The organism is Rossellomorea orangium, from assembly GCF_019334305.1.
Classification (GTDB): Bacteria; Bacillota; Bacilli; order Bacillales; family Bacillaceae_B; genus Rossellomorea.
Map to the genome: position 1 here is coordinate 106,143 of NZ_JAHWGH010000008.1, position 13,034 is coordinate 119,176.

The window sequence follows — 13,034 nt, forward strand, 5'->3', positions numbered from 1 at the left end:
ACCTGACGAGTTCTTATCCCTTCTCAATCCACTCCTGAGACCACTTCTCTATATTTTTCATCAAAGGCTCTAAAGAATAGCCTTTCTCTGTTAACGAATATTCTATGCGTACGGGTGTGTCAGGGTAGACGTCCCTTCTGACGATTTCTTCCTGCTCAAGGTCCTTTAGACGTTCTGAAAGGAGTCTGCCACTGATTCCGATGGCGTCCTTAATGGTGCAGTTTCGCTGTGGACCGGAAAGCAGTTGGTAGATGATAAGGGCTGTCCATCGCTGACTTAAAATACCGATGGCTTTTTCAAATCGTGGGCATATGTCGGATTGATTCATAAAAATGCCTCCATTCATCAGTGAAAAATCTAGTTAGTAGTATACCATATTCATCTTTTTATAGTAAGTTGATTACTTGACGGTTTTTAGTTATTTATTTAAAATAAGTTACATAAAGTAACCTATAAATAAACATCAATATAAACGGAGGAAATAAAGATGAACTTTCATAAATATCCCCATGTATTTGTCGGAGAAGTAAGTCTGAAAGTACAGGATCTACACCGATCTCTATCCTTTTACCAGAAAGTGCTCGGCTTCAATGTTCTGAACCAAACTGAGAAGAGTGCAACGTTGTCAGCAGACGGAAGTCATCCACTGTTAACTTTGGACCAGCCTGAGCATATCATGCCCAAAGAGCAGCGGACGACAGGCTTATATCATTTCGCCTTGTTGTTGCCTACTAGAGCAGACCTTGGGAAGCTGTTGGCTCACTTGATCAAGCTGAATATACAGCTGGGCTCGTCCGATCATCTTGTCAGTGAGGCTCTTTACTTGTCAGATCCCGATGGAAATGGAATCGAAATATACAGGGACCGTCCATCGGAGGATTGGACATGGAATAGCGGCCAGGTAGAGATGGCGGTAGATCCCATCGATGCCCGGGGAATAGTAGCCGAGGCGGAGGGGGAAGCGTGGGATGGGCTTCCTGCCGATACGGTGATGGGCCATATCCATCTTCACGTTTCAGATTTGAAGTCAGCGGAAGAATTCTACGGGAAAGGCCTTGGCTTCGACGTTGTCAGCCGTTTTGGGAATCAGGCACTCTTCATTTCGACCGGAGGGTACCATCATCACATTGGACTGAATACCTGGAACGGGGTCGGCGCACCGACTCCTCCGGAAAACAGTGCAGGACTCAACTGGTTCACCCTGCACTTCCCCAGTGAAGAAAAGCGGAGCATTGCCATTAACAACCTTCAATCCATCGGAGCATTCATCCAGGAACAAGAAGGAAGACTCCTCACCCGTGACCCATCCGGTAACTGCATCTACTTAAGCTTGTAAAGAGAGGGACGGACCTCGAAAATCGAGGTCCGTCCCTCTTCCCATTCCAAAATAAACATTGATGCCTCGCGTTTTGAACAGCCCTTTCTAGGAGGCGTTCTTGTATTTACTCTCCAAAAATCGAGGTCCGTCCCTCTAAGCAGTTTATTTTTATTTCAGGGGATGGTAGTGGGATAATGGTGGGCACATACTAAGGGAAATACATATGGAAAGGGGAGTGTTGGGAATGAAGTTGAGTGTGTTGGATCAGTCTGTGATATCGAGGGGGGAGGATGCAGAGACTGCGTTGAGGAATACGGTTCGTCTTGCCAGGAGAACGGAGGAACTGGGGTATACACGGTTTTGGGTGGCGGAGCATCATAATACGAATGGTCTCGCAGGCTCTGCTCCCCAGGTGTTGATTTCACATATTGCGTCCATGACGGATTCAATCAGGGTCGGGTCTGGGGGTGTCCTGCTTCCCCAATACAGCCCTTATAAGATTGCAGAGGACTTCAAGGTGTTAGAAACTCTTTTTCCTAATCGGATTGATCTTGGAATTGGGCGTTCGCCCGGGGGTTCATATGAGACAAGACTGGCTCTCACGGATGGGTTGAAAAAAAGTATGAATGAGTTTACAGGACAAGTGGCAGCATTACAGGATTATTTGCATCTCTCTCCGGATCAATCAGTAAAGGCGTATCCCGACGTAACGGCTCCTCCACTCCCATGGATACTTGGGATCACTCATCGTGGTGCCCGGGTGGCAGCTGAAAAGGGTACGGCTTTTACGTTTGGTCACTTCATCAATCCGGTAAATGGGAAAAGGGCGCTGGATTATTATCATTCTCACTTTCAGCCTTCTCACTCCTTATCTCAACCTAAGAGTAATGTGTGTATCTTTGTTGTTTGTGCTCCTACCCAGGCGGAAGCAGAAGAAATAGCGCTTACCCAGGATTTGTGGCTATTGGCTGTAGAGAAGGGAAGGGACACCGAAATTCCTGCAAAGGAAGAAGCGAAGGCAAGGGTACTATCAGATTTTGAGAAAGAAAAAGTAAAAGAAAACAGGAGAAGAACCATCATAGGGACTCCCCAAAAAGTGAAGGAAGAGCTCGAGATGCTAAGTGAAGTGTATCAAACCGATGAATTTATGATCATATCTAATGTAGCGAAATTCGAAGATAAATTAAGGTCATATGAGTTAGTGGCTGAGGCTGTTCTTTAGTCATGTCCTGCCAAATGCATATAAGCGCCTCACTCATCATCAGCTCTGAAAATAGGAAAAGGAACCCGATTTCCTGCAGTGGCAAGCGGGTTCCTCTTTAAGTTGTATGATATTAATAATAATAGGGGTATGGAGGATAACCATAATAAGGTGGCGGATATCCATAACCGTACCCATATCCATAACCAGGGCTCAATAATGCCGCTCCCAATAATCCTCCCGCAAGTCCGCCTACAAATGGGCTGAAGCCGAATCCAAACGGGCGTCTTCCGAATCCGCCATATCCAAATCCGGGTCTCCGTCCGATCGGGCGACGAAAATCACCATAATTCATAAAGTGCTCGCTGCTTACTGTCTGAAAACCATTCAAAGCATAAAACCTCCTCTCTATCTAGGTTATGAGTATTCTTTCCACACCGAAATGGTATGGGCGTTAACCCATATAGAGAGATTTTATGAAAATGTACCCAGTTTGGAGGCTCAAGAAGGATCTGCTTTTATCGGGAAAATCCTTCTTAAATAATCATTGATGTAGAGCAAATGATGCTAGTTGCTCTACATTCTGAAGAGAATATGTAAAGCAACTTCAAGTAGAGGAATCTTTAGTTTGAACGAGTGCTGATATAATGGCTCCAATCGCTTGAATCCAGCTTCCAACGACGTTAATATTCCCGCTGTCTCTATTATTTAATTCGAGGATGCCGGAGATGGCTTGAAGGGAGTTACCGATGATCTGGAGAAGATTCCCATATATCGAATAAAGGACATCAAGAGAATGTTCTTCATTAAAGGAATCGTAAAGAGCGGCAGATCCCCCTAATGCCTGAAGGAGGTTCCCTTTGATATTAAGCTCTTGCTTGATGATATCATTAAAATCAATCACAATTCCGGCAATGACGGTTACGTTTCCTACGGCTTGAATTTCATTTCCGGCTTTCGTCAGCGAGAAGTCCTCAATGGCATCTGCTTCAAGGGCATTCCCGGTTGCCTGTAATTCATTTCCTATGAGATTGAACGACCTTAATGTATCTTTTGGGATACTCTTGATCGGGGTGCTGCCAATCGCTGCAATAACAGTCCCGATGGCCGCGACCCAGGCTCCAAACGTGGCTTTTTGCTCATTGCTCATAGTATAATCGCCTACTTTGTAGTTCTTAGATATTGTATACAACAGGGCGATTATGTGTTCATTCCCACCATTTCGAAGACGGTAAGCTATCTCCCTTCACAAGGAAAGTCTCCCCGATCTTCGGGGTGGCAATGGGAACATTCAGTTCCTCTCCTCTCCTGGTCACCCGGTTTATGGGATCTGTCCATTCATGAAAGGATAGTGTGAATGCCCCCCAATGAATGGGCAAGAGTGTTTTTCCTTTTACATCGAGGTGAGCCTCTACCGTCTCTTCGGGAAGCATATGAATCGGTGCCCATCTAGGATCGTATTGACCGCATTCCATGAGGGTCAAATCAAATGGTCCATACTGTTCCCCGATTTCCTTGAAGTGAGGACCGAATCCGCTATCCCCGCTAAAAAAGATTTTAGAAGAGGAGCCGATGATACACCAAGAACACCATAAAGAAGCGTTACGATCATGCAAGCTTCGCCCGGAGAAATGCCTGGCAGGAGTGCAGGCCAGTGTAAGGCCATTCCACTCCATCTCGTCCCACCAATCAAGCTCTACGATATGATCAGTCTCCACTCCCCACCGCTCCAAATGACTTCCCACCCCAAGCGGTACAAAGAATTGGTTCACTTTTTTCTTAAGCTTTCGAATCGTGCCGTAATCGAGATGATCGTAATGGTCATGGGAGAAAATCACCGCATCAATCGAAGGAAGCTCATCGATTTGAAATGGCAGCTCCTTACTGTACCTTTTTCCACCTATCCACTGGAATGGAGAGGGGGATCTTCCAAACATGGGATCAAGTAATAACCTCCTCCCATCGATTTCAATCATAGAGGCAGAGTGCCCGAACCACGTTACATTCGTAACACCCGGAGGATGGTCTATGGAAGGAAAGGCTACTCTTGGAATATCATCAGCGGGTTTGCGATTAGCGTTTCTCTTTGCCAGATCGCGAACCATCGATACGGTCGAAGAAAAGCTGGAATCCATAGATGTGGGGACTGAATTTTGAAATGAGCCTTTTGAATATTGAGGAGATAAGCGCACTCTCTCCACGGATGGCTTTCTACCAAATGCGGGATAATACCGTACAGCCAGGAAACCGGTCAAAATGATTGCAAAGATCAATACTAGAGTAATAAGCATGGATAGTCTCCTTTTCGTTCAATATCTTTTACTATCTCAGATTCGCGTGAACCTGTCCAAAACGAAGCCCGATGTACATTTAAGAATTAATTAAGGATTCCGTTAAGATTCCATAAGGTTTGTTTTTTATACTACAGTTAATCGGGATAGAGAGGATGATCGTATTGAAGAGATGGGTTATTGGAATCGTTGCAGCAGGGGTTTTGGGAGTGGGGTGGTGGCTCGTTTCACCGCTTTTCTTCGACAAGGTTGTCAACGAATCACCTGTAGCTACTAATATGAAAGAGAATGAAGACGGGATGATGAAAGAAACCGACTCATCTTCGCCAGACGCCATGACAAACGATACAATGAAAGTAAATGAACTCATGGGAACGTTTAAAGGGGCGGATTCTGATCACGTGGCCAAAGGGAGCGTGATGGTTTCTGAACAACATGTTCGATTGGAAAATTTTGAAGTGACCAATGGGCCGGATCTTTACGTTTACTTAGTAGGGGCGGATCAAGAAACCGCAGAAGGAATTTCTCTTGGCAAATTAAAAGGAAACATCGGTAATCAAAATTATGAGATCCCTAATAATAAAGCGACAGCGGGGATGAAGATCGTGATTTGGTGTAAACAATTCAATGTAGATTTTGGTATTGCTGAATTACGTACTGGCATGTAAAGGGGCGTTCAACGTGGCAAAAAAAGTGCTGTTGGTAGACGATGAAGAAAATATCGTGGATGTTTGTTCACGCTATCTTATACGGGAGGGATATGATGTAAGCACGGCCTCCAACGGAATAGAAGCAATCAAACGGTATCATTCATTCAATCCGGATATTGTGATCCTTGACATCATGATGCCTGAAATGGATGGTTGGCAGGTAGCAGAAAAAATAAGGGAAGATCATGACACACCGATCATCATGCTGACAGCACTAGGTCAAGAGAAGGACCGGATTTATGGTCTCACGATAGGTGCAGACGATTATGTCACGAAACCATTCAGTCCCCGTGAGCTGTTACTTCGGGTCAAAAACGTATTACGAAGAACCTATTCAGCAGCTGCGGAAGAGCAACAGGATGTTCTTAAGTGGAAGGACCTTCAGATTGACCGGAATAAACGGACAGTGGTTTCACACGGATTCGAAGTCGAGATGACCGTGAAGGAGTTTGAACTATTATCTCTGCTGGCTCAACATCCTTCACAGGTTTTCTCGAAATCACAGCTGATAGAAACATTATGGGGATATGAATATATGGGAGATGCCAATACAATCAACGTCCATATCCGCAGGCTGAGGGAGAAAATCGAGAAGGATCCTTCCGAGCCCCGGTGGATCAAAACCGTATGGGGAATCGGATATAAATTTGAAGGGGAGCATCATGATGAAGATTAGAACTCTCCTAATTTTGGCCAACACGATTTCCCTGGGAGTGATTCTTGCTTTCCTTACCATATCGTATGTCCAAATGTTCATTTCAACCGATATAATCATTCTTCTTTCACTTATTACATTGGGAGCAGGTCTTCTATCTTTTGCCGTGAATCTGATGATTACATCCCCCTTATTAAAATCCGTGAAACAGATGAGCAGGGAGGCGGGGAGGATGGCTGACGGCGACTTTGATGTGAAGGTGACAGAAGCGGGACCACAGGAAATCAAAGAGCTCGCGGCTAACTTTAATCATATGTCCTCAAGGATCGAAGGCATGTTTGGTGAATTAAAGGAATCGGAAAAATTCAAAAGTGAACTCATTGCCAATGTATCTCATGATCTCAGGACACCGTTGTCATCCATCCACTCCTTTGTAGCGGCATTGAATGATGACATCATTGAAGATCCGGAGACACGGAAAAGATATTTTGAAACGATTTTAACGGAAACGGAAAAGTTAAGTCTTTTGATTGAAGAAGTGCTGGAGTTTTCTCAGCTTGAAAACAGAAAGCTTGCTTGGAATCCATCTCCTGCTCCAATTGATCAGTTGTTGATTGATACCATTCAGCAGTTCGAACAAAAAATACAGGAGAAAGGGATAGAGGTGAAAGTGGAATACGATGAGAATCTCCCTATGATCCCGTTAATGCCTGTTCATATCAAGAGGGTGATGACCAACCTGATCCAAAACGCACTTTCTTTTTCATCCCCCCGCACCTCACTGGAGATAAGGGCAGTAACACGAAAGGAACAAATGGAATTCTCAGTGACAGACGAGGGGAAGGGAGTTCCCATTGAAGAACAGGGTTCTATCTTTGAGCGATTCTACCGGGTAGAGAAATCCCGTAACAAAGAGGGAGGGGGATCAGGCCTCGGATTATCTATCTGTAAGGAAATCATCGACCTTCACGGTGGTGAAATTGGTGTGGAAAGCGATGGATATTCTGGCAGCACCTTTTGGTTTCGAATACCTATAGAAAGTAGCAAGGAGGAGAGATGATGAAAAAATTAATGCTTGGCCTCGGATTACTTTTAGTAGTGGGTCTTGGGGCTTTCTTCGGACCGAAACTGTATGCAAGCCTAACTCAGAAATCATTGGGCAGTGAAGCGGTAACGAACAAGGTCGATGAAAACCATGCACTCGCCACCTTTGCAGGGGGATGCTTCTGGTGTATGGAACCGCCCTTTGAAAAACTGGACGGCGTTTACTCAGTCATTTCAGGATACACAGGAGGAGAAGAAAAAAATCCGACCTATGACGAAGTATCCTCTAAACAAACGGGACATGTAGAAGCTGTTCAAATCGAATATGATCCCGATGTGATATCGTATGAACAATTATTAACGATCTTCTGGAGACAGATTGATCCGACGGATGCCGGAGGACAATTTGTCGACCGGGGACCTCAATACGTGAGCGGGATTTTCTATCATAGCGAAGAACAAATGAAAGCCGCTCAGGAGTCTAAGAAGGAATTGGCAGACTCAGGACCTTTTAAAGAAGAGGTTGTAACAGAAATCAAACCGGCTAAAACGTTCTACAAAGCAGAAGAGTACCATCAGGATTATTATAAGAAAAATAAATTAAGCTATAAATTCTACAGAAGCAATTCAGGAAGGGATGATTTTCTGGATGAGGCCTGGGGGAAAGATAGGCATATCAAACTCGAAACCAACTCCCTTTATCCTTCCTATACGGATGATGAATTAAAAGAAAAGCTGACGGAACTCCAATACAAAGTCACTCAGGAAGAGGCAACTGAAGAAGCCTTCAAGAATGAATATTGGGATAACAAGGATGAGGGGATCTATGTTGACATAGTCTCAGGTGAACCTCTTTTCAGCTCGAAGGATAAATACAAGAGTGGAACAGGATGGCCAAGTTTCACCAAACCACTCGTGGAAGACAATATTGTTGAAGTAGAGGACCGCAAGTTGTTCATGGTTCGTACGGAGGTCAGAAGTAGACACGCAGACTCCCATTTGGGTCATGTATTCGAAGATGGACCCGAGCCTACAGGATTGAGATACTGTATGAATTCAGCAGCACTCCAATTCATCCCGAAAGATGAATTGGAAGAGCAGGGTTACGGTGAGTTTGTATCAGAATTTGAAAGTGATGAGGAGGAGGCGTCATGAGTTCAGCAACATTGAGGTCGACTCCCTTTATGGAAGATTTGTCAGGGAGGCTCGTAAACTACTCAAAAAAAGAGGTGATCTATCAGCCTTTTTCTTTGAGCAAGAATCTTTATATGATCCAATCGGGAAAAATAAAACTTTATAAGAATAGTGAGGATGGCCGAAAAACCATACTGATTGTTCTTGGGGAAGGTGAATTCTTCAGTAATATACCACGCTTTAGTTTAGACGATGACGGTGTATATGCAGAAGCGATCGATACAGTGGTAGTCCGGGTGATCTCTAATAAACAGGTGGAGCGCATTGGGGTCACACATCAACCGACCTTGACTGAATTATATTCTGCCCTCAATCAGCATATGAAACAGAGGAGTATATTCCTTGAACGTATTATGTTTGCCCCCGTCAAAGAAAGAATCCTTCATCTCATGACCTTCCTGATGCCTCGTTTTGGAGAAATGAAAGGAAATTATATGAAAATCAATGTTCCTCTTACCCACCAGGATATCGCAAGCTTCATCGGATCTACAAGGGAAACCGTTACCAGCCTGACGAAACAACTCATATCCGAAGGTCACATCCAGAAAATCGATAAGTATTATCATATTATGAAAGGGGCAGATTTCAGCATCGGTGTGTGATAAGAGGTACGGGGATTTTTAAGAGGGCTACTGCGGAAGCTTGTGACGCAGTAGCCTTTTTAGTTTATTTTTTTGTGTAATTAAGGTCCCAGGTGATGCCGAAAGGATCCTTTACCTTGGCATAGATCGCGCCCCAGAACGTATCTTGAAGCTCCATTACGACGTTTCCTTTTTCAGTTAATCGTTTGTAATAAGTATGGATGTCCTCTTCACTTTCCAGTTCGAGGACAAGTGAAATATGATTGCCCACAGTCGGGGCTTGGCCAGGAAAGCTGTCAGATATCATAAAGAAAAGCTCTCCTTTTTTAAATTGAGCGTGCATGATGTGATCTGAAATTTCAGGAGGACTCGGAAAATCTGCCTCGCCGAATGTCTGGATCCCCAGCGCTTCCCCTTCGAATACTTCTTTGTAGTACTCCAATGCGTCTCTTGCCTGCCCATCAAAACTAAAATAAGGTGTAGCTTGATGTTTCATCAATTTCCACTCCAATACCGATGAATTTTTGTACTCTTTTATTATAGAACAAGAGTGTGATTAAATACAAGAACAAACGTTCGGTTACCACCGAAAAAAAAGAGGTTGGAACATAATATAATTTATACACTCTAAAGACGACGAACAAAAAGATCACGTGGTACACCGCTTTTGATTTCCGTGCAAGACTCCGCTTTTCTCGGGCGGAAGGCGAGCCTCCTCACAGCTTGCGCTCCTGCGGGGTCTCACCCATTACGCTTTTCCCGCAGGAGTCTACGTCTTGCACTCCAATCAAAAGCTAGAATCTGCTTAATACAGAGACTGAGCTTTAGCACTGAAAATCAAAAATCCGAACGGAGAGATTTTTATCAAATCACTCGTTCGGATTTTTCTTTAGCTGAAATCCTTTTGTCTCAGCCTCTACGGAATCAGATTAATTCAGTTTGTAATTCAACTTCGATATTCCCACTTGTTGCTTTTGAATATGGGCAAACACCATGGGCTTTTTCTACTAATTGCTTCGCTTCGTCCAATTCGACACCGCTGACACCTACGACTAGCGCTACGCCCAGCTTGAATCCGCCATCCGTATCTTTACCGATGGAGACTTCCGCCGTTACCTTGGATTCAATTTTCTTCTTTTCCTGACGAGCGACTAAATTAAGTGCGCTGTCAAAGCAAGCCGCATATCCTGCTGCAAATAGCTGCTCCGGATTTGTTGCTCCTTCAGCCCCGTTGCCACCAAGTGATTTTGGCATGGCGAGTGCCACATCCAATACTCCGTCACTGCTTTTTACTTTTCCTGCGCGGCCGCCTTCAGCCGTGGCTTTTGCTGTGTATAATGCATCCATTTTATTCACTCCTCAATTTGTATTGTGTACAACTTAATTCTACAAAATCAATTGTATCGGTCTTGATTAAAATTGTCAACAATTTAGTTGTGTAAAATTAAATTTGATAAATGATAGTCTTTTTTGTATGATAATCTCAATTAGTATGTTTCAAGAAAGGAATCGACATGTATGAAAGATCCACTTTTATTGGAAAATCAAATCTGTTTTAAAATATACACTGCTGAGCGGGAGATAACGAAGCTCTACCGGAGCCTGCTGGAGGAAATCGGAGTCACGTATCCTCAGTATCTGGCTTTACTCGTTTTATGGGAAGAACAAACAATATCTGTGAAGGAACTCGGGAGGAAGCTTTTCCTGGATTCAGGCACACTGACACCCATGTTGAAAAGGATGGAAGCAAACGGACTTGTTGAAAGGACACGATCGAAAGAGGATGAGCGGAGTGTTGTCATCAGTCTTACTGAAAGAGGAAGAGACCTCAAGGAAAAAGCAGAATGTGTCCCGACCCGTTTATTGGAGCGTCTTGAGATGGACGGTGAGGAGTTAAATCAGCTGGATCAGACGCTGACGACGATTTTGAATAGACTGCAGAATTAACTGTATATTTCTCGGGATTCAGTTGTTATAATTTGGTTATTAGCTGGATTTTTGATTGTTTTGGCTTGATTTTATGTGAAAGCGGCCGGATTCTTCTGGTATTCGGCTGGTTTTTCTTGCGAAACGGCTGAATTTTCACGAATTTCGGCCAAATTCTCCCCTATAATGACTTGAATTCAGCTCATTTATCTAAGAGGAGTGATTCTATTGATCGTAAAAGAGCTTGAACCCCCTGAAATCATCTTCAAACTTGAAGCATTACTGAAGCGGTTGTCCAAATACTACATTGGAAGACATGAAATTGAAATTCAGTTGGCAAGATACAGAGCTGGGTACAACGGCGAAATGTCACTTTCTTATTATTTGAAACAGCTCTCGGTAAAAGAGTATATTATCCTTCATGATCTGCGCCTTTGCCATCAATCAACCTGTTTTCAGATGGATACCGTCATTCTTCATAAGAATTTCATCCTCATTCTTGAAGTGAAAAATATCTCAGGTGACATTTACATTGATACGACTTACAATCAAATGATTCGAACACTAAACGGTACAACGGAAGTATTTCCTGATCCCATTCTCCAGTCTTCAAATCAAAGGAAGAACCTTGAAAGATGGTTGATTGAAAATAAATGTCCTGCTATTCCCATTGAGAATCTGGTTGTATTCACCAACACCAATACCTATATTAAAAATTCTCCGCAAGACCAAAGTGTATTTCGAAGACTGGTTAGAAGTCCTAAACTTCTTTTCTTCATCGAAAACTATACCAAGTCCTATCAAACCCCTATTTTCACTCCTAAACAACTATCCAAGTGGTCAAACTTCTTATTGAAAAACCATTCACCTAAATCCTACAACGTTCTAAAACAATTCAATGTTCCACAAACTGAAATCCTTACCGGCGTCTATTGTGCTCATTGTCAACATGTCTCCATGGAGAGAATAAGCGGTACGTGGAGGTGCATGAGTTGTCTATCCATTCAAAAAGATGCTCATATTAGTGCATTGATAGACTATATTTATCTGAGCACACCATTTATAACGAACAGGGAAGCAAGGAAGTTCTTAAAGATTGAATCCATCTCGGTTATACGAAAGCTCCTTCAAAACTTGAACCTCCCATCCACAGGCACGACAAAAGATAGAACCTACGACTTAACGCCACTCATCAAGTCTCCTCCTTCTCCCCCCGATAAGCCAGCACCGTTGTCTTCAAAGAAGCATAATTCCCGATTGCCGCATATCCGTAAAAAAAGCCCATGAAAAGACCCGTGACGAGATGTCCTCGGTGACTGATGAAAATGGAAATGAACAGTCCAAGTATGACGGCGATATTCGGGACTAAAAAAGCCCGTGGCTTAAATAAAACTTTAATCAGTTGAGTTAAAAGGATAATAACAGGAATCGCAATGACGGCATCCCAGAAGTTAGTGTGAATAGTAGGGAAATCCATAGTAAACCTCCAATAAGGGTTTTACTCATACTATTTCCTTAACCGGCAAAATTACTAAAAAAGATGACCCCATAATGGGATCATCTATGATTTGAATCGGTCATTCCAACGTTCAGCCTTCTCAAGTGCTGCTGTATCATTGACAATTTCACCAGGCTTGACTCCTGCACCGATCATATAGTCTGTGAATTCCATGTTGACGAACTGAAAAATGTAATCAAACTGCTGAACGAGTGGAAGTCCTTTTATCTTGGCGGAGTTTCCTCCGGTAATCACTACATACGCTTTCTTTTTCGTAAGCTCTTCTTTTAGATTGAAACGTTCATCACGAAGGTACTGACTCCAGCGGTCAAAGAAGTTCTTCATCGGGCCGCTCATCCCATACCAATAAAGGGGAGTCGCAAATAATAAAACGTCGTGCTCTTCCATCAAATGGACCAGCTTTTCGTAATCATCCTCGACGGGAAGGAAGCCTCCTTCAGAATGGCGAAGGTCTTCGATCGGCTCGATATGCATGTCGGCCAGGGAAACGACAGTATGATCGGTTCCTTCTACGATTTTCTTTGCAAGGTATTCTGAGTTTCCGTTTTTTCGTGTGCTTCCTAAAAGGGCTAATACTTTCATACTTCAACACTCC

Annotated in this window: 17 protein-coding genes; 9 read left to right on the top strand and 8 right to left on the bottom strand. The window is 43.5% G+C overall.

Annotated features, from left to right (window positions below; genetic code table 11):
- Positions 1 to 13: 13 nt before the first annotated feature.
- A complete protein-coding gene (locus tag KYJ26_RS04010; RefSeq protein WP_219166108.1) occupies positions 14 to 328 on the bottom strand; it encodes a winged helix-turn-helix transcriptional regulator in 315 nt (104 codons plus the stop codon).
- A 159-nt stretch (positions 329 to 487) separates the two neighbouring features.
- On the opposite strand from KYJ26_RS04010, the gene KYJ26_RS04015 reads away from it, so the two are divergent.
- Complete coding sequence (locus KYJ26_RS04015) at positions 488 to 1,336, top strand: VOC family protein (RefSeq protein ID WP_219166110.1); 849 nt, start codon at positions 488 to 490, stop codon at positions 1,334 to 1,336.
- 226 nt (positions 1,337 to 1,562) lie between these two features.
- Positions 1,563 to 2,540, top strand: coding sequence for an LLM class flavin-dependent oxidoreductase (locus KYJ26_RS04020; RefSeq protein WP_219166111.1), 978 nt, complete (start codon positions 1,563 to 1,565; stop codon positions 2,538 to 2,540).
- 112 nt (positions 2,541 to 2,652) lie between these two features.
- On the opposite strand, the gene KYJ26_RS04025 is transcribed toward KYJ26_RS04020, so the two are convergent.
- The 3 genes from KYJ26_RS04025 to KYJ26_RS04035 form a co-directional block, all read right to left on the bottom strand.
- Entirely contained in the window at positions 2,653 to 2,910 is a 258-nt protein-coding gene (locus KYJ26_RS04025) for a spore coat protein (RefSeq protein WP_374939750.1), read from the bottom strand.
- Positions 2,911 to 3,126: 216 nt separating this feature from the next.
- Positions 3,127 to 3,669: a DUF6944 family repetitive protein gene (locus KYJ26_RS04030; protein WP_219166112.1), complete on the bottom strand. Its 543-nt coding sequence runs from the start codon at positions 3,667 to 3,669 to the stop codon at positions 3,127 to 3,129.
- A 58-nt stretch (positions 3,670 to 3,727) separates the two neighbouring features.
- Positions 3,728 to 4,810: an MBL fold metallo-hydrolase gene (locus KYJ26_RS04035; RefSeq protein ID WP_219166114.1), complete on the bottom strand. Its 1,083-nt coding sequence runs from the start codon at positions 4,808 to 4,810 to the stop codon at positions 3,728 to 3,730.
- A gap of 164 nt (positions 4,811 to 4,974) precedes the next feature.
- Here KYJ26_RS04035 and KYJ26_RS04040 point away from each other — a divergent pair, with 164 nt between their 5' ends.
- Genes KYJ26_RS04040 through KYJ26_RS04060 form a run of 5 tightly spaced genes read left to right on the top strand, consistent with a single transcriptional unit; the run spans position 4,975 to position 9,015 of the window.
- The gene (locus KYJ26_RS04040) at positions 4,975 to 5,478 is read left to right on the top strand and encodes a DM13 domain-containing protein (RefSeq protein WP_219166116.1); all 504 of its coding nucleotides are present in this window, start codon (positions 4,975 to 4,977) and stop codon (positions 5,476 to 5,478) included.
- 13 nt (positions 5,479 to 5,491) lie between these two features.
- Positions 5,492 to 6,196, top strand: coding sequence for a response regulator transcription factor (locus KYJ26_RS04045; RefSeq protein ID WP_219166118.1), 705 nt, complete (start codon positions 5,492 to 5,494; stop codon positions 6,194 to 6,196).
- Positions 6,183 to 7,235, top strand: a complete 1,053-nt coding sequence (locus KYJ26_RS04050) for a HAMP domain-containing sensor histidine kinase (RefSeq protein ID WP_219166119.1) — start codon at positions 6,183 to 6,185, stop codon at positions 7,233 to 7,235. The genes KYJ26_RS04045 and KYJ26_RS04050 overlap by 14 nt, the downstream gene beginning before the upstream one ends.
- Positions 7,235 to 8,374, top strand: coding sequence for a peptide-methionine (R)-S-oxide reductase MsrB (msrB, locus tag KYJ26_RS04055; protein ID WP_374939751.1), 1,140 nt, complete (start codon positions 7,235 to 7,237; stop codon positions 8,372 to 8,374). Before KYJ26_RS04050 ends, msrB begins: the two co-directional genes overlap by 1 nt.
- Positions 8,371 to 9,015 (top strand): Crp/Fnr family transcriptional regulator, encoded by a 645-nt coding sequence (locus tag KYJ26_RS04060; RefSeq protein ID WP_219166122.1) that lies wholly within the window; start codon positions 8,371 to 8,373, stop codon positions 9,013 to 9,015. The genes msrB and KYJ26_RS04060 overlap by 4 nt, the downstream gene beginning before the upstream one ends.
- Before the next feature lie 64 nt (positions 9,016 to 9,079).
- Here the strand turns inward: KYJ26_RS04060 and KYJ26_RS04065 are convergent, their stop codons facing one another.
- The gene (locus KYJ26_RS04065; protein WP_219166124.1) at positions 9,080 to 9,490 is read right to left on the bottom strand and encodes a VOC family protein; all 411 of its coding nucleotides are present in this window, start codon (positions 9,488 to 9,490) and stop codon (positions 9,080 to 9,082) included.
- 428 nt (positions 9,491 to 9,918) lie between these two features.
- Entirely contained in the window at positions 9,919 to 10,341 is a 423-nt protein-coding gene (locus KYJ26_RS04070) for an organic hydroperoxide resistance protein (RefSeq protein WP_219166126.1), read from the bottom strand.
- Positions 10,342 to 10,512: 171 nt separating this feature from the next.
- Between KYJ26_RS04070 and KYJ26_RS04075 the strand changes: the two genes are divergently transcribed.
- Positions 10,513 to 10,941 (top strand): MarR family winged helix-turn-helix transcriptional regulator, encoded by a 429-nt coding sequence (locus tag KYJ26_RS04075; protein WP_219166128.1) that lies wholly within the window; start codon positions 10,513 to 10,515, stop codon positions 10,939 to 10,941.
- A gap of 207 nt (positions 10,942 to 11,148) precedes the next feature.
- Entirely contained in the window at positions 11,149 to 12,207 is a 1,059-nt protein-coding gene (locus KYJ26_RS04080) for a nuclease-related domain-containing protein (RefSeq protein WP_219166130.1), read from the top strand.
- Here the strand turns inward: KYJ26_RS04080 and KYJ26_RS23895 are convergent.
- Together KYJ26_RS23895 and KYJ26_RS04085 are read right to left on the bottom strand one after the other, a co-directional pair.
- On the bottom strand, positions 12,113 to 12,397 hold the full coding sequence (locus tag KYJ26_RS23895) for a hypothetical protein (RefSeq protein WP_257474878.1): 285 nt from the start codon (positions 12,395 to 12,397) through the stop codon (positions 12,113 to 12,115). The two genes, KYJ26_RS04080 and KYJ26_RS23895, sit on opposite strands and share 95 nt — an antisense overlap.
- Before the next feature lie 84 nt (positions 12,398 to 12,481).
- The gene (locus tag KYJ26_RS04085; RefSeq protein ID WP_219166131.1) at positions 12,482 to 13,021 is read right to left on the bottom strand and encodes a flavodoxin family protein; all 540 of its coding nucleotides are present in this window, start codon (positions 13,019 to 13,021) and stop codon (positions 12,482 to 12,484) included.
- Between the last annotated feature and the right edge of the window lie 13 nt (positions 13,022 to 13,034).